Raw genomic sequence first — 19,737 nt, forward strand, 5'->3', positions numbered from 1 at the left:
GTAGCACGAACGCCGTCGTCGAGGGCTTCACAGAAATCGTCGAGCCGCCACATTAAACGCGCTCGAAACACGAGCCCACACCGCTGAAACATGCGGAGTTTATTTTGGACCTATGTCCGATAACGCGTTGCTCGTGCCATCGACCGCCGCCTCGACACCGGCCGAGCCCGCGCCCCTGTTGAGCATCCGGGACCTCAGCGTCTCGTTCCGCACGACCCGCGGACGCCACACGGCCGTCTCGGACGCGTCCCTCGACCTGGCCGCCCATCGCACACTGGCGGTCGTCGGCGAATCGGGCTCCGGAAAGTCGACGCTCGCCGCCGCGATCAACCGCCTCCTCGCCTCGAACGCGAGCATCGACTCCGGGAGCATCCTCTTCGACGGTCGCGACCTCGTCACGGCGAGCGCCCGCGAGCTCACCCGCGTCCGCGGCGCGGGTATCGGCCTCGTCCCCCAGGACCCGATGTCGAACCTCGACCCCGTGCACCGCGTGGGCGCGCAGATCGTCGAGGCCCTCGAGGCGCACGGCACGTCGTCCCGCGACTCGACGAAGCGAGCGATCGAGCTCCTCGACATGGTCGGCATCCCCGAGCCGAAACGTCGCTTCCGCCAGTTCCCCCACGAGTTCAGCGGCGGCATGCGGCAGCGCGTACTGATCGCGATCGGGCTCGCGTGTCGGCCCAAGCTCCTCATCGCCGACGAACCCACGAGCGCCCTCGACGTGACCGTGCAGCGGAAGGTCCTCGACCGGCTCGACGAACTGACCGCGGAGATGGGCACGGCCCTGTTCATGATCACGCACGACCTGGCACTCGCCGCCGAACGTGCGAGCGAGGTACTCGTGATGTACCGAGGGAAGATCGTGGAGCACGGTCCGGCCGCACAGCTCCTCGGCGACCCGCAGCACGAGTACACCCGACGTCTGCTCGACGCGGCCCCTGCCCTTGCGGCCCGTCGCGGCATCGCCCGACCTGAGACCCCGTATGCCGCGGCCGGCGAGGTCGGGGAGCCGATCGTGACGCTCACCGACGTCGTCAAGGAGTACTCCGTCCGCGACTCCGTCTTCGGCAAGCCGCGCACCTTCGCGGCCGTCGCCGGGTCGACGTTCGAGATCCCCCGCGGCAGTACCGTCGCGATCGTGGGCGAGTCAGGGTCGGGAAAGTCATCGACGGCCCGCCTCGTCCTCGGCCTCGACACCCCGACGCGCGGCACGATCTCCTTCGACGGCCGTGATCTCGCCTCGATGTCGAAAACCGAGATGACGGCCTTCCGCCGCCGCGTGCAGCCCGTCTTCCAGAACCCGTTCGCGTCCCTCGACTCCCTCTTCACGGTCGGCAAGACGATCGCCGAGCCGCTCGTCGTGCATGGGATCGGAACGCCGACGGAACGAGCGGAACGCGTTCTCGACCTCCTCGAGGAGGTCGCACTCCCCGCCGACACCGTCGATCGCTACCCGCACGAACTCTCCGGCGGCCAGCGTCAACGCGTCGCGATCGCGCGGGCGCTCGCCCTCCAACCCGAACTGCTCGTTCTCGACGAGGCCGTCTCGGCTCTCGACGTGGTGGTCCAGGCGCAGATCCTCGATCTGTTGGCCCGCCTGCAGCGCGAGCACGGACTCACCTACCTGTTCATCAGCCACGACCTCGCCGTCGTGCGGCAGATCAGCGACGACGTGCACGTCATGTCACGCGGCTCCATCGTCGAATCGGGCACGCCCGACGAGCTCTTCGAGTCGCCGCGCGAGGAGTACACGCGCGAGCTCCTGAGCGCGATCCCCGGCGCCCGCCTCACCGTGTGACCCGCCCATTCATGGGCACGCGTCCCCCGTCACAGGGCAGATTGCACGCGACCATGGCTGGCGCGTAGTCACCTCCGCGAGCAGCGCGCGTGTCTTCCCATAGCCGGGGCTCAACCAGCGCGCCACAGGAAGTATCGTGACCTCTACCGCTCCCAAGCGCCGGGCCGCGATACCCACAGATTCAGCCTTCGCCCCCTTCACCCAAGCGTCGTCTATGACGGCGAGATGTGCACCGGTGAGGTCAGTTCCATCAGTGAACCCCACGCTCGCCGAATCGATGGCCGAGCCGGTTGGACCGAGCCGTTGGCTATCGACGCGACTCCATCGTGCGGGTGCGGATTGAGCAATCCGCTCGAGCGGATGCTCACCAGATCTTCCTCTCCCCGATGGGACAATGCAGACCGCGTCGATCGGTTGGCGGGACACGCGGTCGATACAGTCGGCATGGTAGACGGAGAAGCCCCACATGATCGGGACTATCTCGAGAAATGCCTTCTCGCGAATCCGCTCGTCATATTCGGGATCCTTGTAGTTATAGAAGTTTCGACCTGACTGCTCTCCCGCAACCGCGTAGGTGAGCGGGACTATTCGATCAGCCGGTTCTGAGGTCGCGGCCCTCACGTCATCACATCCCCGGCATCTACTTTCGCTCAGGGCGCCACAACAACGGGGGCAGACGAAAGAGCTGTCTCGCGTCGGGTTAATCGAGATCGCGGCACAACGAGTCAGGAAGTCGGACTTCTGTCCAGCGTTTCTAGCGACGTCATCCGGCTCAAGCAAATACAGCTCCGGCTGACGACGTGGTGCGCAGTATTTGGAGCGCAAGCTCTACGCCGTCGTCTTCCCCAATGAATGGCTCCGCCAGCCCCTTCTCGACAAGATCGTTGCCCCACGATGTCTGACGAACAACTGATTCATGGAGTAGCACTCGGCGTCCGTGACGAACCGCAGCTGCCGCCTGGTGCCGTGTGCCGCTCTGCTCAGCGGCATCCACAATCGCCGTGACTGCGCTGAGGCCGCTCATCGTGACGTTCCGTATCGGAAATGTCTGCTTTGTCGGCGATGAACCGGGCCAGAACTGAGAGAGAGTCTGACCCTCTTCCGACAGGATCTGTCGGGCGAGTGCCGCGTTCTCCTTCGGATAGATGGGCGTCCCGGCTCCTTGACCAAGGACTGCCACTGTCCGTCCACCAGCCTCGAGAGCCCCGAGATGTGCTGCTGTGTCGATTCCTCTTGCAAGTCCAGAAACTACAGTCACACGTTCGATAGCCAACCTGCGCCCTAAGGCCCGGGCTAGATTGAGGGACTTCGTTGACGCAACTCGGGACCCGACTATTGCTATCGCGTCAAAATCGTTCGCATGGGTCCCCCGCCCGAATATCACCGGGGGATAGTCGTAAACCTGTAATAAGGGTCGTGGGTATCGCTCGTTGAACGAGAACATGACATCGAGGCCAGCCTCTCGCCAATTGACGATTTCCTTCTGAGCATCGTCCAGAGGTGAATCGAAATCAGCCAGCTGGGCCACAAGATCCGCAGACTCACGCAGTACCTCGACCGGGTTGCGACCCTCTTCCAAAGCCGCTCTTACCTCGGACGGCGACAACTTCTTGATCGACGCCGTGCCTCGAAGTGCGACGACCACAGCGGCTTCAAGCCGTTCCTCTGGGATGGTCATGCGCCAATGATAGGCCCCGACCACCGACATTGCAGTGAGCTCGAGACGCCGGACTTCCGCTCGCACCGAGTCCTTCCGGACGGGCTAGCGGCGGGCCTTGACGTCGAGGGCATCGCGGAGGCCGTCGCCGATGAAGTTGATCGCGAGCACGATCGAGACGATCGCGAGGCCCGGCGCGGCGGCGATCCACGGCTGGTAGAAGTTCTTCGCACCCTCGGTGATCATCGCGCCCCACTCGGGCGTCGGCGGCAGCGCCCCGAGGCCGAGGAAGGACAACGACGCCACGAGCAGCACGATCTGTCCGAGGTCCATCGTGGCGTTCACGAGGGTGGGCGTCGACGCGTGCGGGATGATGTGGCGGAAGAGGATCCGACGCCGCGAGGCTCCTATCGCGACGGCCGACTCCACGTGCTCTCGCTCCTTGATGGACAGGACCTGCCCACGCATGAGGCGCGCATAGATCGGCCACCACACGATGATGATCGCGATCCCCGCGTTGTTGAGGCCCGGTCCGAGCGCCGCGGCGACCGCCATCGCGAGCAGGATTGCGGGGAACGACATCGTCACGTCGGCGATCCGCATGATGACGGCGTCCACGATCCCGCCGACGTAGCCGGCGACCGCCCCGAGCACGCTCCCGACGGCCACGGAGGCCACGATCGACACGAAAGCGATCGGGAGCGAGTACCGCGCCCCATGGAGCGCACGGCTGAGCACGTCACGCCCGAGCGCGTCCGTGCCGAACCAGTGCGCTGCGCTCGGCGGCGCAAGGCGCTCGCCCACCGAGGCGAGCGGGTCGAAGGGGGCGAGCCACTGCACCGCCACGACGAGCACGAGCCAGAACGCGACGACCACGTACCCGAAGACCATCTGCGGCCGCATCCATGCCGACGAGCGCGCGGTGCGGAGGGCGGCGAGGGACGTGGTCCCGAAATCGGCGATACCGGTGGCGGCGCTCATGCGAGTCTCACTCTCGGGTCGATCGCGGCGTACACGAGGTCCGTGACGAGGCTCGCGAGCAGGAAGATGATGCCACCGAGCAGCGTGACACCGTTGATGGCGGGGTAGTCGAGCGTGCGCGCGGCCTCCACGGCGTAGGAGCCGATGCCGTTCCAGGAGAAGATCTGCTCCACGAGGACCGCGCCCATCAGGAGCGCCCCGAATGCGAAACCCACCACCGTGACGACGGGTGTGAGGCTGTTGCGCAGCACGTGCCGACGCATGACCGCCGTCTCCGCGATCCCCTTCGCCCGCACCGTGCGCACGTAGTCCGAGTGCAGTTCGTCGAGCATCGCGGCGCGGACGAGCCGGCTGATCGTGCCCATGAGGCCCCACGCGAGCACGAACGCCGGAAGGAGCAGGTGCGCCCACGCGTCGAGGAAGAGCGGGATGTTCCCGGCCACGAGCGAGTCGATCGTGTAGAAGCCGGTCACGTGTGGGGGCGGGTCGACGCGAGCCGAGAGCCGACCCGGGCCCGGCATGATCCCGAGCTGCGCGTAGAAGACGAAGAGGAGGATGAGCCCCGTCCAGAAGATCGGGAGCGACGATCCGAGGAGGGCGAAGACGCGAGCGGCGTTGTCGGCGAACTTATCCTTCCGGCTCGCGGAGATCACCCCGAGGACGATCCCGCCGATCGCCCCGATGACGAGGGCGAGGAGCGAGAGCTCCATGGTGGCGGGCAGACGCTCCGCGAGGTCCGTCGAGACGCTCGCGCGCGTCTGGAACGAGGTTCCCATGTCGCCCGTCAGCAGCCGTCCCACGTAGTTGAGGTACTGGATGAAGACGTTCGAATCGAGCCCCCACCGCTCCCGGGCGGCCTGCACGACCTCCGGGTTGTTCATACTGCGCTCGCCGACGATCGCGGCGATCGGGTCGGAGGGCATGAGGCGCGAGATGACGAACGCGATCGTCACGATCCCGAGCAGCAGGAGCGGCACGATCGCCATGCGGCGGAGGACGAAGCGGGTCATGCGGTTCTCCAAGGAGGGAGGTGGGAGGAAAGGACGGGCGGGGCGGCGGTGGGCTGCGCCCCGCCCGTCGGTCGATCGGCCGGCGGGTCAGAGGCGTCAGCCGCCGAGGCCGAGCTGCCCGATCTCGAGGTTGCAGCACGGGCTGTAGGCGACGCCCGAGATGTCGCTCGCGTAGGCGAGGATCAGCTGCGGGTTCACCATCGGGAGTACGAAGGCGTCGGCCGCCATCGACTCGGCCAGCTCCTGGTACGTCGCCATCCGCTCGTCGCCGGACTCCGTGAGCGCCTGCGCGAGCAGGTCCGTCTGCTCCTGCGAGACCGATCCGGTCCACGGGTTGATGAGCCCACCCTGATCGATGTTGCCGAAGTACTGCACGTACTGGCTCGAGTCGGTGTGGTCCGGGGCGAAGTACACCGCGGTCACGGGCGTGCCGTCACCGCTCACGGTGGAGATCCACTGTGTGAAGTCGACGGGGTTGAGCTCGAGGGTGACCCCGATCTCGGCGAGGTCCTGCTGCACGGCCTGCATCTGCAGGTCGAGGTCCACGCCGTACGCGACGAGCTTCGGATAGGTCGCGCTCACGGTGAAGCCGTCGGCGTACCCGGCCTCCGCGAGCAGGTCCTTCGCGCCGTCGAGGTCGTAGCTCGGGAGCGCGACCTCCTTGCTGCCCTCGAAGCCGTTCGGGATCGGTGAGCCCTGGAGCTTGCCGTATCCGGCCACGAGGGTGTCGACGAGCCCGTCGTAGTCGACGGCCATACGGATGGCCTCGCGCACACGGACGTCCTCGAGCGGTTCGCCGCCCGGAGCCGCCGGGAGCAGCGCGATGTAGGTGTAGTTGTAGGAGTCGACGACCTCCGTCGTCACCGCCTCATCTCCCTCGAGCTGCGCGAGCGCATCGGGAGAGATCTGCATCGCCACGTCGACGTCGCCCTGCTGCAACTGCTGCAACTGGGAGCTCGAGTCGGTGACCTCCTTCATCTCCACCTCGGTGAACTGCGGCTCCTCACCCCAGTACTCCTCGTTGGCGGTGAGCTCGATCGATTCGCCCGAGCTGTAGGCCGCGAGCGTGTATGGCCCGCTTCCGGCCGAGTTCTCGAGGAACCAGCCCTCGGCGTCGTCCGTCGACGCCGCGTCCTCCGCAGCGCTGGCGCCGTTCTCCTCGGCGACCTCACTGTTGACGATGCCGAGGTAGGGCGCCGCCGTGATCGCGAGGAACGCGGAGTTCGGCTTCTCGAAGCTCACGACGACGGTCGACTCGTCGGGCGTCTCGATCCCCGTCATTCCGGCGAGGAGGAAGGAGGCGGATCCCTGGAGATTCACGAGGCGCTCGAAGCTCCACTTCACATCGCTCGCTTCCACCGGGGAGCCGTCGGAGAAGACCGCGCCGGAGTCGAGGGCGAACGTGAACTGCGTGTTGTCGGCATTCGCCTCCCAGCTCTCGGCGAGACCGGGGAGCACCGTCGAGGTGTCGGCGGGGTCGACGGTCACGAGGCGCTCGTAGAGCGCGGTGTAGATGATCTGACAGGTGTCGCAGTATCCGCGCTGCGGGTCCATCGTGGTCAGGTCCATCGCGCGGGCGATGACGAGCGGGCGGTCGCCCGTCGTGGCGGCGGGGGCGCCGCCGGCGCACCCGGTGAGGGCTACGGCCAGGGCGGCGGCCCCGGCGAGTACGGCTCTCCACCGTCGGTTCGTTCGCTGTCGTGCAGGGGTCACGGTGTGCTCCTCGTCGCTTTCATCGGGGTGGCGCGTTCGGGGTGGAACAGGCGGGTGGAACAGGCGGAACGGTGGAACGGTGGAACGGTCGGGGGGGGGGGGGGAGCGGGCGCGTCAGCCCAGGACGGACCTCGCCTCGGCGAACGCCTCGGCGGTGCGGTCGAGCGCGTCGGCGATGTCCTGCTCGGTGTGCGCGGTCGAGAGGAACCAGTTGTGCACGGGGTGCAGGAGCACTCCACGGGCCGCCGCCGCACCGGTGAAAGCGAGGGCCGCCGCATGCCCGGGGTCGTCGACGAAGCGCAGGTACGGCATCGCGGCGGGTCCGCTCTGGACCACCTCGAAGCCGTTCTCCTCAGCCTGCGCCTGGAGCCCGGTGCGGAGCAGTGTGCCGACGTGGTCCATGTGGGCGGGGGTGTCCGTCTCGCGGAGCAGACCGATGTTGGCGATTCCTGCCGCCATCGCGACGCCGGAGTACCAGAACGAGCCGGTCGCGTAGATGTCCGACGCGGCCTGAGCGAGCGCGTCGATGCCGACGACCGCGGACAGTGCCCATCCGTTGGCGATCGCCTTGCTGTAGGCGATGAGGTCGGGGGCGACTCCGAGCGGCTCCCACGCGCTGCCCGTCACGAGCCGGAAACCCGTGCGGACCTCGTCCATGATGAGGACCGCGTCGTTCCGGTCGGCGAGGGCGCGCACCGCGCGGGCGAAGTCCACCTCGGCGAGGCGCTGGTCGTCCACCGGACCGTCGTGCTTGAAGGGCGAGACGATGATGCCGGCGAGGTCGTCGCCGGCCTCTGCCGCTGCCGCCTCGAGGGAGGCGATGTCGTTGAAGTCGAAGAAGATGATGTTCGCGCGGTCCTCGGGGGTGGAGCCGAGGGGGTTCGGATTGAACCACGCGTTCGCGCCGTGGTACGCGGACCGGCCCTTCAGGAGCTTGCGCTTCCCCGTCGCTGCGCGTGCGATCGTCACCGCGAGGCTGGTCGCGTCCGTGCCGTTCTTGCCGAACATCGCCCAGTCGGCGGGGCCGACGGTGTCGACGAGCAGCTCCGCGAGCTCGACCATGCGGGGCGTCGGGCCGCCGAGCGCGTCGCCCTCCGCGAGCTGTGCGGCCGCCGCGGCCTCGACCACGGGGTTCTTGTATCCGGAGATCATGGGGCCGAAGCCGCACATGAAGTCGATGTATTGGTTGCCGTCCACGTCCGTGAGGCGCGCGCCGTTCCCCGAGCGGTAGAACTGCGGGTAGGACGCCGGCAGGAGGGTCACGTTCAGGTGGCCGTACATGCCGCCGGGGATCACGCGGGCGGCGCGTTCGCGCAGGCCGTCGTCGACGGGCTTGAGGGTCTGCATCACGGTATCGAGCGTCATGGGGGTCCTTCAGGAGGGGGCCGGTCGACGAGGCGGGGATTCCGCGGGGTCGTGCACCCAGTTTTTGGTACAGGCGTCCGAAATAGATTTCGTCGCCGTTACAGGTACGTTAAATAGATCAGGTGTCCGAAAAAGAGCGCGACGATGGAGTCGCAGCGAACACCTGGAGGAGGGAGCACGATCCGTGCCCAAGATCGTTGACCACGACGAGCGCCGCGCCACGGTCCTCGAGGCCACCTGGCGCGTCATCCGCGAGCAGGGACTCGAAGCGGCGACCGTTCGCGAGATCGCGAAGGCCGCCGGGGTGTCGAACGGCGCACTCGCCCACTACTTCACGAATAAGGACGACGTGCTCATCCAGGCGCACAAGCTCGCCTACCAGCGCGTCTACGACCGGGTGGCCGACCGCGCCGACGAACTCGACACGTTCGGCGTGCTCCGCGAGATGCTGCACGAGGCGATGCCGCTCGACGATGAGAGCCGCACGGAGGCGATCATCGACGTGAGCTACATGGGGCGCGCGATCACCAACCCGGCGCTCGCGGAGGTGCGCGCCGACTCGATGGTCGTCGCCCGCGCATGGTGGACGGACGGACTGACCGCCGCGCGCGATGCCGGCGACCTGCGCGCCGACCTCGACATCACGGTCGCGGTCAACGAGCTCCTCGTCCTCATCGACGGCATCTCGGTGCAGGCCGTGCTCTACCCCGACGAGATGACCCCGGACGCGCAGCGCACCCTCATCGACGCCTTCCTCGCCCGACTCCGCGCCTGACCCCCGCCCCGCGCCTGATCCGTCACTCCGCGCCGGGCAACCCGCCCGGCCCACCGGCGAAGTGCGGACTTTCGCCCCCTGAATCGCTCAACGGGGGGCTGAAGTCCGCACTTCGGCGAGGGGTTTGGTCGTGCGGGGAGTTCGCGGGAGGCGCGAGGGGGAGGCGTGCCCGAGGGGCGCGGGTCAGGGGCGCGGGTCAGGGGCGCGGGTCAGCGGCGCGGGAGGCGAGTGTCGAGCCAGGCGAGGAGGTCGGCGACGATCTCGTCGCGGTTGGTCTCCTTGTAGATCTCATGGCGGGCGCCCGGGTAGATGTGGAGCGTGACGTCGGAGAGCTTCGCGCGCCTCACGTAGGCGTCGCGCAGCAACGTCATGCCACGTGTGCCGCCGAGCGAGTCGTCCGAGCCGCCCTGGATGAGAACGGGCAGGTCGCGCATACGCTTCGGCGGGCGGCCGAGGAACGCGAACGCCTGGATCGCCGTCCACACCGGCTGTTGCGCGATGTCGAACGCACGCGGGTCCTCCGCGAAGGCCGCGCCCACGGCCAGGTCACGCGACAGCCACTCGAGACCGGTGCTCGTCGGGCCGCGCCAGCGCTTGTTGAGGTCGCCGATGTTGATGACGCCGGGCACGGCGAGGGACGTGCCCGAGAGCACGAGTGCCGCGTAGGGGTGGTCCTGCGCGGCAATCTTCTGCGCCATGAGCGAGCCCCAGCTGTGACCGAGGAGCACGAGCGGCACGCCGGGATTCTCCTCGGCGATGGTGCGCCCGACATGGAGCACCGAGCGGATGGCGCCGCGCGTGGTGCCGTCGCCGAGGGTTCCGAGGCCGAGGTGGTTCTCCCCCGTCGCCCCGTGGCCGCGGTGATCGTCGGCCACGACGGTGAAGCCGGCGCCGACGAGGTCCGCGGCGAGATCGCCGTACCGGCCGGCGTGCTCCCCCGCTCCGTGCGCGATGTGCACGATCCCCCGGGGCCGCTCGGCCGCCCACACGTAGTACCAGATGGTGACCCCGCCGGCGTCGACGAGGGTCCGGGTCTCAGGGGCCTCACTCACCCCCACACTGTAGCCCGAGCGCCCGCCCGTCCCGACGGATTCTCCTTTCCGAACTCCTCCGTCCCGTCAAGCAGTGGACGGAGGGCCACCCCCGCTCAGTAGGGTCTCAGCATGAGAAATCGTCGTGCATCACTGATGCTCGCTGTCCTCAGCGTGGCGACCCTGACGGGCTGCGGCATCACGATCCCAGCGGACCCGGACGGTACCCTCGACCGTGTGACCGACGGGACACTCCGCGTGGGCGTCTCGCAGAGCGACCCGTGGACGGTGACCGAGGGAACGGGGCAACCGCAGGGCACAGAGGTTGACCTCGTGGAGGCCTTCGCGGCGCACCTGGACGCGGACATCGAGTGGACCGCGGGTGGCGAATCCGACCTCGTGCAGGCTCTCGAAGCCGGCGACCTCGATCTCGTCGTCGGCGGCTTCACGGACGCGACCCCCTGGGAATCGAAGGCCGCCGTGACGCAGCCATACGCCGAATCGACGGCCCCCGACGGCGGGACCGCCCGTCACGTCATGCTCGCTCCTCTGGGGGAGAACGCGTTCCTCGTCGAGCTCGAGCACTTCCTCCTCGACGGGGAGGCCGAGCGATGAGCGCGGACCGCCGCCGCTTCGGGCACACCGAGCTCCCCGCTCGGCAGGAGGATGCACTCCGTGCCGCCATCCGTATCGAGTGGGCCACGCTCGTCTTCCTGGCCGTCACGATCGCGCTCGTCTACCTGGTGCTCGGGAACTCGCAAGCGATGAAAGCCGCGTGGATCGAGGACCTGCTGTCCCTGGCCCCGCCGATCGCCTTCCTCGTCGCGGCCCGTATCGTGCAGCGGGCGCCGAATCGGGAGCGCCCCTACGGCTATCACCGCTCGGTCGGGGTGGGGCACCTCGTCGCGGGGGTCGCTCTCTTCGCGATGGGGGCGTACCTCGTGATCGACTCGATCTCAGGGCTGATCTCGGGTGAGCACCCGCCGATCGGGAGCGTCGAGTTGTTCGGTGAGGTGATCTGGCTCGGCTGGCTCATGATGGGCGTGATGGCGCTCACCATCCCCCTCCCCATCTACTTCGGGCGTCGCAAGATGGCGCTCGCGCGGGAACTCCACGACAAGGTCCTGTTCGCGGACGCCGACATGAACAAGGCCGACTGGCAGACGGCCGTCGGCTCGATCGTCGGGGTCGCGGGGATCGGAGTCGGCCTGTGGTGGGCCGACTCGGCGGCGGCGCTCTTCATCGCATCGAGCATCGTCTGGGATGGAACGAAGAACCTGCGTGGCGCCGTCCGCGACCTCATGGATTCCCGCGCGCGGACGTTCGACGACGGCGAACCCCTCCCCGTCGAGGACCGGATCATCGACACCCTGCGCGCGCGCCGCTGGATCGCCGACGTCGGGGTCCGGCTCCGGGACCAGGGCCACGTGCTCCACGCCGAGGTCTTCGTCGTGCCGCGTCGGAACCGTCTGACCCTCGACGACCTGATCGAGGCACGGGACGAGTGCATCGCTCTCGACTGGAAGATCGCGGATGCCGTGATCGTGCCCGTGGACGAACTCCCGGAAGAGGTCGGCGGAGCGCCCCGTGACCGGCAGTCGGAACGGAACAGGTGAGGAAACCATGACCCTGCCCGACGCACGCGACGCCGACCCGACCGATGGTCGAGACGAGTCGGCCAACGAGCGCTACGACCGCAACTGGTCGGAGCTCCTCCAGGAATTCCGCGTGTTGCAGACCGGCACGCAGATCCTCGCGGGGTTCCTCCTCACGCTCCCCTTCCAGCAGCGCTTCACCGAGCTGCGCCCGGAGGAGCACTACCTCTACCTGGGTCTCGTCGTCCTCGCGACGCTCACAACCTTGCTCGCCCTCGCACCGGTGATCCTGCATCGCCTGCTCTTCCGCCAGCGCGCGAAGCGGGAGCTCGTGCGGGTCGCCAGCTCGATCCTGATCGCGTGCCTCACGGCGGCCTCCGCCCTCATCATCGGGATCGTGCACTTCGTCTTCGCGTTCGTCCTCTCACCCGCGGCCGGGTGGTGGGCCGCCGGCGGCGCCGTGATCCTCGTCGCCACGATCTGGATCGCGCTGCCCCCGCTCATCCGGTCCGCCCGCCGGGACGGGAATAGTTAGCAAGGGTAATGAGTTATGCTAACTAAATGCCTCGCACCATCTCCGAACAGAGTTCGGACCTGCGAATGGGCACGTTCCGACTGGCACGGCGACTGCGCGCGGAGAAATCCGACGACGACCTGAGCGACGGCCAGTTCTCGGTCCTCGCCGCCCTCTTCTCGCACGGCCCGCACACCCTCAGCTCCCTCGCGGAACGCGAACGCGTCTCCGCCCCCTCCATGAACCGCACCGTCGGGTGCCTCGAAGACCTCGGGTACCTCACACGCGTGCCCGACGTCGACGACAAGCGCCGCGTCAGCATCACCCTCACCCCCACCGGAACGGACACCGTGAAAGCCACCGTCAGGAAGCGCGACGCCTGGCTGACGCACGCCCTGAAGTCGGCCACCCCGGAGGAGCGCGCCACGCTCGCCGGCGCCGCCGCGATCATGCAGAGGCTGGCCGAACGATGAGCGCGATGTTCCGGTCGCTCTCCGTGCGCAACTACCGGCTGTGGTTCATCGGCGCCCTCGTGTCGAACATCGGCAGCTGGATGCAGGCGACCACGCAGAACTGGGTGGTCCTGACCGACCTCACCGACAACGACGCGGTCGCCGTTGGCGCCACGATGGCCCTGCAGTTCGGCCCGCAACTCGTGCTCGTGCCCATCACCGGCCTCATCGCCGACCGCTTCGACCGGCGCAAGATCATCATGGTGACGCAGTCGGCGCTGCTCCTGCTCGGCCTCTCCCTCGGACTCCTCCTCATCTTCGGGGACGCGCAGCTCTGGCACCTCTACGTCTTCGCGCTCCTGCTCGGACTCGTGAACGCGGTCGACGGCCCCGCGCGGCAGACCTTCGTGTCCGACCTCGTGGACGAGCACAACATGTCGAACGCCGTGGCCCTCAACGCCGCATCGTTCAATGCTGCGCGCATGATCGGACCGGCCGTGTCCGGTCTCCTCATCGTCGCGGTGGGCGCCGGCTGGGTGTTCGTGCTCAACGCCGGGACGTTCGTCGCGATGATCATCGCGCTCCTCTTCATCCGCACGTCCGAGCTCCGTCCGCGCCTTCGCGCGAGCCGCGCCCGTGGCCAGCTCGCGGAGGGATTCCGCTACGTCCGCGGTCGGCCCGACCTCCTCGTCGTGTTCGCCGTCGTGTTCCTCATCGGTGCGTTCGGCATGAACTTCCCGATCTTCGCGTCGACGATGGCTGTCGAGTTCGGGCGGGGCGCCGGCGAGTACGGCCTGCTGTCATCGATCCTCGCGATCGGTTCGCTCACGGGTGCGCTCCTCGCGGCGCGACGGGAACGGGCGCGCCTGCGCGTCGTCGTCCTCGCGTCGGCCGGCTTCGGTCTCGCCGCGATCACGTCGTCGATCATGCCCACGTTCTGGACGTTCGGCGCCTCGCTCATCCTCATCGGCTTCGCGACGGTCACGATGCTGACGACCGCGAACGGCTACGTGCAGACCACGACCGAACCGGCCGTGCGCGGCCGTGTGATGGCGCTCTACATGGCCATCCTCATGGGTGGGACGCCGATCGGCGCCCCGATCGTCGGTGCCGTCGCGAACGCGTTCGGCCCGCGCTGGGCACTCGTCGTCGGCGGAGTCGCCGGCCTCGTCTCGGCGACGATCGCCTTCACGTGGCTCATCGTGCGGAAGAACCTGCGGCTGCACCGGTCTCCGGCCGGCCGGTTCGGACTCCAGGTCGACTACCTGGGTAAGGAGCGTTCGACGTCCCCGAGCGTCGGCCCCGAGGACTTCTCGGAGCAGGTGGCGCTCACGTCCCCGATCCCGATCCCTCTCCCGGGCGCGAACACACGCCACAACGTGGGGTCGAAGCGCACGCCGACGGCACCCATCCCGCGCCAGCGCACCCGGCGCCGCTGACCCGCAGGCGCCGCGAGCGCCGCGGCGGAGGGCTCAGTCCGATCGGAGTCCGGCGAGCAGGAGCTCCACCGCCGCGCGCGACTCGGCCTTCCAGTGCGGTCGATCGATCGCGGATCCGATGCCGTGCAGGACGACCATCACCGCACCGACGGACACATCGTCGCGGATGACGCGGTCCGCGGCCGCCCGCTCGAGGAGCTCGGCGACCGTGCGCTCGAGCCGGAGGCCGCCGTCCGCGAGCGACGCGGGGTCGACCACCGTGGCGAGCGCGCGCGCGAGCCCGACGTGCGCCACGACGTATTCAACGAAACCGCGCAGGAACGCGTCGAGGTTCTCGCCGGCCGACCGGGTCGGCTCGTGGGCGCGGTCACAGAGGGCAGCGACCTCACCGGCGTACACGGCCGCGGTCAGCGCCTCCCGCGTGGGGAAGTGGCGGTAGAGCGTCCCGACGCCGACACCGGCGAGAGCGGCGAAGTCGTCGAAACGCACCTCGTCCCCCCGATCGAAGACACCCCGCGCGGCCGCGATGATCGCGTCGCGATTGCGGCGGGCATCGGCTCGCAGAACTCTCGTCTCGGCCATGTCGGTGCCTCTCGTTGACAAATGGAGACCATCTCCATATTCTCCTAAGTGGAGACAGCCTCCATCTTACGGAGGGAATACGGCATGCGCATTCTGATGTTCGGACGCGGAGTGATCGCGACGATCTACGGCCGTGTTCTGCAGGGCGCCGGGCACGACGTCGAGTTCTACGTGCGCCCGGGACGCGCCGAGCAGCACGGCGACGCGGTGCGACTGGACTGGATCGACGGTCGCCGCTCCCTGCTCGGGCGCCGGGTCCGCGAGACGTTCCGCACTCGGTTGCGGGAGACCCTTGGCCCGGACGACGGCTTCGACCTGATCATCCTCAGCGTCGGCCATCATCAGCTCGCGGAAGCCGCTGCGTTCCTGGCTCCGCGCCTGGGACCGGCGACCGTGCTCGTGTTCGGCAATCTCTGGGAGGAGCCGACCGCGGCCGTCGCGCCGATCCCGGCCGACCGGCTCGTGTTCGGATTCCCCCAAGCGGGCGGGGGGTTCGGGGACGACGGCGTGCTCTCGGGGGCGTTGATGCGCTCCGTCATCATCGGCACGACGGACACCGCAACGGCATCGCGCGAGCAGGCGGTGTCGGCCGCTTTTCGGTCGGCCGGCCTCGGCGTTCGCCGAGAGACGGACATGCGGGGCTGGCTCTGGCTGCACTTCATCGCCGACGCCGGGATGTTCTCCGAGGCGAGACGGAGCGGATCGCTCGCGGCGATGATCGGGAACCGCCGAGCGTTCCGTCGAGCGTTCGAGACGACCAGAGAGCTGCTCCCTCTCCTGACGGCCCGGGGCGTCAATGTCCATCGACACCGAGGGTCCACACTGCCCTTCCGATTCCCCCGACCGACCGCTGCGGCGTCGGCGGGTGCGACCCGGCTCGTTCCCATGGCGCGCCGGAGCCTTGCGGCGCACACGGACCCGGACGCACCCGAGGCGCGCGCCGTGATCGAGGACACCCTCCGCGAGGCGCGCCGACTCGGCATCCCCGCCCCGCGCCTCGAACGGTGACCTCCGGACGATGCAGTGAGCGCCACAGAATGAGCCGAGCGCTACAGGAATTCCTGTAGCGCTCGGCTCGGGGTGTAGCGCTCGCGATGCCGAGCCGTCGATCCGGGTCAGTCGGTGATGGCGGCGCGGAGCTCGGCGGCAGCCGCTCCCACGTCGTCCGCGCCGTAGATGGCGCCGCCCGCGACGGCGACCTGAGCGCCGGACTGCTGCACCGCGACGATGGTCGAGACGTTGATCCCGCCCGCGACCGAGAACGGCACGCCGGAGGCTTCGCCATCGCGGAGCAGCGTGGAGAACGTGAAGCCCTCTTCGGCCTGCTCGTCGAGTCCCGCGTGCATCTCCACGAACTCGGCGCCGAGGGCGACGACCTCCTTCGCGCGCTTGGGCTTGTCGGCGACGCCGATGAGGTCGACCACGACGCCCTTGCCGTGCTTCTTGGCGGCCGTGACGGCTCCGACGATCGTGCTGTCGCCGGCCGTGCCGAGTACGGTCACGAGGTCGGCACCCGCGGCGAAGGTCATGTCGGCTTCGAGCTCGCCCGCGTCCATCGTCTTGAGGTCGGCGAACACGATCTTGTCGGGGTGCGCCTCCTTGATGGCCGTGACGGCGGAGAGGCCCGCGCTCTTGATGAGCGGGGTGCCGAGCTCGAGGATGTCGACGTGCGGCGCCGCGGCGGCGGCGAGCTCGAGGGCGGCTTCGGTCGTGAGGGTGTCCATGGCGAACTGCAGTTTCATGAGGTTCCTATTCGTGTAATGGGGGAGGAGAAGAAGGTCACAGGTCACTCGAGATTCGCGTGACGGGGCCAGAGCTCGTCGGCGCTCGCGCCGGAGCGCTTCCAGAGCGCGTGGAACAGCGCGTCGCCGAGCACGACCACGAGCTGCTCGAAGAGGCCGCCGGCGTACTGAGCCGAGGCCGTGCCCGAGCGGTCGAGCTTGTCCGCGGCCGGAACGACCACGACAGCGGTCGCCAGGCGTGCGAGCGGAGAGTCGGCGGCCGTCGTGATGGCGGCGATCCGCGCCCCCGCCTCGGCGGCGTTCTCGGCCGCGTGCACGATGGCACCCGTCGTGCCGGAACCGCTCGCGGTGAGGAGGACGTCACCGGCGGCGATCGCGGGCGTCGTCACCTCGCCGACGACGTGGACCTCGAGGCCCAGGTGCATGAGGCGCATCGCCGTCATCCGCAGGGCCAGGCCCGAGCGGCCGGCGCCGACCACGAAGACGCGCTCGGCGTCGGCGAGCAGATCCGCGACGGCCTCGAACGCGTCGGTCTCGGCGTCGTTCGCCTCGGCGATCGCCCCGTCGATGAGGGTGTCGAGTTCCCGCCGGATGAGATCGAGCGCCTCGGAGACGGACGTGTCAGGAGTGGCCATTCCTCCATCCTGCGTCTCCTGCGGGCGCCGTCCCCTCCCACCTTCGGAGAGTTCGACCTACCCGAAAGGATGGGATGGGCGGAGCGTATAGTCGGGCCATGACCGCCGACACGCTCCAGATCGCCGCCGACCAGGCCGACAGCCACGCAGTGACGCTCGAATCGATCCTCGCCGTGCTCCGCTCGCGCCGCCTCGACGACCGCGCAGCGCGCACCATGGCGACGGAACTCGCCGCCGGGGCGCTCGTGGATCTCCGTACGGCGAGCGACGAGTTCCGCGACAGCCTCGTCGAACCCGTCATCGGCGCCTTCGCCCGGCTGCGGAACGACCTCCGCCCCCTCGTCCGCCACGGCGACCTCGACGTGCAGTTCGTGGAGCCGCCGGCGACGGGGCGCGCGCTCCCCGGCGAGGTCGCGCACGCGGCTCGCGCGATCGTCCGGAGCGCCGTCCTGGCATTCGTCGATCACGGCGAGACCAACCGCGTCCGCATCCAGTGGGACTGCGACGGGCTCAACCTCCTCATCGACATCCGGGACGACGGTCGCGGCGAGCTCACCGTCCACGACGACTCCCTCCGACCCATCGCCGAGCGAGTCGCCGCGCTCGGGGGCGACCTGGGCGTGTCCTCCACGGCCGGCTGGGGCTCGGACCTCGCGATCCGCCTGCCGCTCGATCCTCCGGCCCTCCCCGAATCCCTCGACAGCGTCGAACTGAGCACACGCGAGCGCGAAGTGCTCCGTCTCGTCGCATCCGGGGCGCGGAACCGCACGATCGCGAACCAGCTCGCCATCAGCGAGAACACCGTCAAGTTCCACGTCTCGAACCTGCTGCGCAAGGCCGGCGCGTCCTCGCGCTCCGAGCTCGCCGCCCTCGCGACCCGCTGAGCTACCGTCCGGCGGCGCGGCGACGGACCTCGCTCGGGGTCACCCCGTGGTGACGACGGAAGGCGGCGCTGAAGCTGAAGGGGCTCGCGTAGCCGACGGCATCCGCGACCTCGCCGACGCTCGCCCCGGCGAGCAGCATCTCGCTCGCCACACGTAACCGCCACTCGGAGAGATAGGTCATGGGCGCCACCCCGACCCGGCGACGGAACCGCGCGGCAAGTGTCGCGCGGGAGACGTGGGCGGCGTGCGCCAGACGCTCGATCGTCCAGGGCTCCTCCGGTGCCGCGTGGAGGAGCCGGAGTGCATGCTCGACGACGGGATCGCCGGTGGCGCCGAGCCACCCCGTCCGCGTGTACCCCGGGGACTCGGAGAAGCTCCGCACGGCCGTGACCACGAGCACATCGAGGAGCCGATCGATGACCGTCTGCTGACCGATCCCCTCCTGGCCCATCTCGGCGGCGAGCAGTGCGACGACGGGCGCCTCGGCGGCCCCGTCTCGGACATGCGCGACGGCCGGCAGGGACGCGAGCGTCAGCGGCCCGACGGCGCCGGCGTGCTCGTAGGCGCCGAGGAGCATCGTGGTCTCACTCATCCCGTCGGTCGCGTTCCCCCACGACCGCACCCCCCGCCCGAACTCGACCGAGAGGTCCGCCCCCTCGACGCTCGTGCACACCTGCCCGGGCGAGATGCGCGCGACACGAGGAGAACCCGCGGCATCCGCAACACTGTACGACTCCCCACGGGGCAGGAGCACCACGTCGCCGGCGGAGAGGCCGACCGTCGACCCCGACCGGTCGAGGACAGCGTGACCGGCGAGGACGATCAGGACGGACAGTGCCGCGTCGTCGTCCACGTCGATCGCCCACCGGCCGGTCATGACGATGCGGAGGGCGAACGCCCCCCTGGCTCGAGGATCGGCGCCGATCGATCGTCCGTCGATCCGTGTGTGCATGAGGCGATCGAGCGGATCCATGCCGCCACCCTAGACGCTCACGTATGCAATCGGTCGCCGAACGCATTCCACGTCTCCACCGGCTCGCCCACACTGGTGACATGACCGGCTCACCCCTCACCCTGATCGCCACCGTATCGGCCGCCACCGTCGGTGGCGCCTACCTCGTCTTCTCCACCATGGTGATGCCCGCGCTCGATCGGCTCGGACCCGACCGGGCCGCCTCCGCGATGCGCGCCGTCAACACCGCGGCGGAGCGTCCGCCGTTCCTCGCCCTGTTCTTCGGATCGGCCCTCGCGGCGGGCGCCGTCGTCTCGGTCGACGTCGCCGCTCTCGCGTCGACCGAGGCGTCCGACGACGGACTCCGGGGCGCACGCATCGCCGGAGCCGGGCTCGTCCTCCTCGGATTCATCACGACCCTCGTCCGGAACGTCCCGCTGAACCGCGCACTCGACCTCACGCGGAGGGACGGCGCCTGGCACCGGTACCGCGGCCCATGGGTGCGCGCGAATTCCATCCGAGCCGTCGCCTCGATCGCGGGGGCCGCCCTCCTGATGCTCGGTTCGACCCCCTGACGAGAGGAACCCCTCGGGCAGGTCCGTGTTCTGCGTC

At 69.0% G+C, this 19,737-nt stretch carries 20 protein-coding genes; 10 read left to right on the top strand and 10 right to left on the bottom strand.

Annotated features, from left to right (window positions below; all coding sequences use genetic code 11):
• Positions 1-112 precede the first annotated feature (112 nt).
• Complete coding sequence (locus ELQ94_RS10375; RefSeq protein ID WP_127049782.1) at positions 113-1,798, top strand: dipeptide ABC transporter ATP-binding protein; 1,686 nt, start codon at positions 113-115, stop codon at positions 1,796-1,798.
• Positions 1,799-2,570: 772 nt separating this feature from the next.
• Here the strand turns inward: ELQ94_RS10375 and ELQ94_RS10380 are convergent.
• From ELQ94_RS10380 to ELQ94_RS10400, 5 genes are all read right to left on the bottom strand, one after another.
• Positions 2,571-3,476 (bottom strand): DNA-processing protein DprA, encoded by a 906-nt coding sequence (locus ELQ94_RS10380; RefSeq protein WP_166404731.1) that lies wholly within the window; start codon positions 3,474-3,476, stop codon positions 2,571-2,573.
• A gap of 84 nt (positions 3,477-3,560) precedes the next feature.
• Positions 3,561-4,436 carry an ABC transporter permease gene (locus ELQ94_RS10385; protein WP_127049786.1) on the bottom strand — a complete coding sequence of 292 codons (876 nt, stop codon included), beginning with the start codon at positions 4,434-4,436 and terminating at the stop codon, positions 3,561-3,563.
• Positions 4,433-5,446, bottom strand: coding sequence for an ABC transporter permease (locus tag ELQ94_RS10390; RefSeq protein ID WP_127049788.1), 1,014 nt, complete (start codon positions 5,444-5,446; stop codon positions 4,433-4,435). Before ELQ94_RS10390 ends, ELQ94_RS10385 begins: the two co-directional genes overlap by 4 nt.
• 96 nt (positions 5,447-5,542) lie before the next feature.
• Entirely contained in the window at positions 5,543-7,159 is a 1,617-nt protein-coding gene (locus ELQ94_RS10395; protein WP_127049790.1) for an ABC transporter substrate-binding protein, read from the bottom strand.
• 114 nt (positions 7,160-7,273) lie between these two features.
• Positions 7,274-8,524 (bottom strand): aminotransferase class III-fold pyridoxal phosphate-dependent enzyme, encoded by a 1,251-nt coding sequence (locus tag ELQ94_RS10400; protein ID WP_127049792.1) that lies wholly within the window; start codon positions 8,522-8,524, stop codon positions 7,274-7,276.
• Positions 8,525-8,708: 184 nt separating this feature from the next.
• Here ELQ94_RS10400 and ELQ94_RS10405 point away from each other — a divergent pair, with 184 nt between their 5' ends.
• Positions 8,709-9,299 (top strand): TetR/AcrR family transcriptional regulator, encoded by a 591-nt coding sequence (locus ELQ94_RS10405; protein ID WP_166404733.1) that lies wholly within the window; start codon positions 8,709-8,711, stop codon positions 9,297-9,299.
• A 209-nt stretch (positions 9,300-9,508) separates the two neighbouring features.
• Here ELQ94_RS10405 and ELQ94_RS10410 read toward each other — a convergent pair whose 3' ends face one another.
• Positions 9,509-10,351, bottom strand: a complete 843-nt coding sequence (locus ELQ94_RS10410; protein ID WP_127049795.1) for an alpha/beta fold hydrolase — start codon at positions 10,349-10,351, stop codon at positions 9,509-9,511.
• A gap of 111 nt (positions 10,352-10,462) precedes the next feature.
• Here ELQ94_RS10410 and ELQ94_RS10415 point away from each other — a divergent pair, with 111 nt between their 5' ends.
• Genes ELQ94_RS10415 through ELQ94_RS10435 form a run of 5 tightly spaced genes read left to right on the top strand, consistent with a single transcriptional unit; the run spans position 10,463 to position 14,330 of the window.
• A complete protein-coding gene (locus ELQ94_RS10415) occupies positions 10,463-10,945 on the top strand; it encodes a transporter substrate-binding domain-containing protein (RefSeq protein WP_127049797.1) in 483 nt (160 codons plus the stop codon).
• Positions 10,942-11,946 carry a cation diffusion facilitator family transporter gene (locus ELQ94_RS10420; protein WP_127049799.1) on the top strand — a complete coding sequence of 335 codons (1,005 nt, stop codon included), beginning with the start codon at positions 10,942-10,944 and terminating at the stop codon, positions 11,944-11,946. Before ELQ94_RS10415 ends, ELQ94_RS10420 begins: the two co-directional genes overlap by 4 nt.
• Before the next feature lie 7 nt (positions 11,947-11,953).
• Positions 11,954-12,460, top strand: coding sequence for a DUF6328 family protein (locus tag ELQ94_RS10425; RefSeq protein WP_127049801.1), 507 nt, complete (start codon positions 11,954-11,956; stop codon positions 12,458-12,460).
• 26 nt (positions 12,461-12,486) lie between these two features.
• Positions 12,487-12,912 carry a MarR family winged helix-turn-helix transcriptional regulator gene (locus ELQ94_RS10430; protein WP_127049803.1) on the top strand — a complete coding sequence of 142 codons (426 nt, stop codon included), beginning with the start codon at positions 12,487-12,489 and terminating at the stop codon, positions 12,910-12,912.
• Positions 12,913-12,917: 5 nt separating this feature from the next.
• Positions 12,918-14,330, top strand: coding sequence for an MFS transporter (locus ELQ94_RS10435; RefSeq protein WP_424977197.1), 1,413 nt, complete (start codon positions 12,918-12,920; stop codon positions 14,328-14,330).
• Between the two features lie 33 nt (positions 14,331-14,363).
• Here the strand turns inward: ELQ94_RS10435 and ELQ94_RS10440 are convergent, their stop codons facing one another.
• The gene (locus ELQ94_RS10440; protein WP_127049807.1) at positions 14,364-14,912 is read right to left on the bottom strand and encodes a TetR/AcrR family transcriptional regulator; all 549 of its coding nucleotides are present in this window, start codon (positions 14,910-14,912) and stop codon (positions 14,364-14,366) included.
• Positions 14,913-14,996: 84 nt separating this feature from the next.
• On the opposite strand from ELQ94_RS10440, the gene ELQ94_RS10445 reads away from it, so the two are divergent.
• The gene (locus ELQ94_RS10445) at positions 14,997-15,920 is read left to right on the top strand and encodes a ketopantoate reductase family protein (protein WP_127049809.1); all 924 of its coding nucleotides are present in this window, start codon (positions 14,997-14,999) and stop codon (positions 15,918-15,920) included.
• Positions 15,921-16,027: 107 nt separating this feature from the next.
• Here the strand turns inward: ELQ94_RS10445 and hxlA are convergent, their stop codons facing one another.
• A complete protein-coding gene (gene hxlA / locus ELQ94_RS10450) occupies positions 16,028-16,654 on the bottom strand; it encodes a 3-hexulose-6-phosphate synthase (RefSeq protein ID WP_127049811.1) in 627 nt (208 codons plus the stop codon).
• 44 nt (positions 16,655-16,698) lie between these two features.
• Positions 16,699-17,289 carry a 6-phospho-3-hexuloisomerase gene (gene hxlB / locus ELQ94_RS10455; RefSeq protein ID WP_127049813.1) on the bottom strand — a complete coding sequence of 197 codons (591 nt, stop codon included), beginning with the start codon at positions 17,287-17,289 and terminating at the stop codon, positions 16,699-16,701.
• A gap of 98 nt (positions 17,290-17,387) precedes the next feature.
• Between hxlB and ELQ94_RS10460 the strand changes: the two genes are divergently transcribed.
• Positions 17,388-18,173, top strand: a complete 786-nt coding sequence (locus tag ELQ94_RS10460) for a LuxR C-terminal-related transcriptional regulator (RefSeq protein WP_243696955.1) — start codon at positions 17,388-17,390, stop codon at positions 18,171-18,173.
• Between the two features lies 1 nt (position 18,174).
• On the opposite strand, the gene ELQ94_RS10465 is transcribed toward ELQ94_RS10460, so the two are convergent.
• Positions 18,175-19,146 (bottom strand): AraC family transcriptional regulator, encoded by a 972-nt coding sequence (locus ELQ94_RS10465; protein ID WP_127049817.1) that lies wholly within the window; start codon positions 19,144-19,146, stop codon positions 18,175-18,177.
• Positions 19,147-19,226: 80 nt separating this feature from the next.
• Between ELQ94_RS10465 and ELQ94_RS10470 the strand changes: the two genes are divergently transcribed.
• Positions 19,227-19,700 (top strand): anthrone oxygenase family protein, encoded by a 474-nt coding sequence (locus tag ELQ94_RS10470; protein WP_127049819.1) that lies wholly within the window; start codon positions 19,227-19,229, stop codon positions 19,698-19,700.
• The last annotated feature ends 37 nt before the right edge of the window (positions 19,701-19,737 follow it).

Source organism: Labedella endophytica, assembly GCF_003990045.1.
Classification (GTDB): domain Bacteria; phylum Actinomycetota; class Actinomycetes; order Actinomycetales; family Microbacteriaceae; genus Labedella; species Labedella endophytica.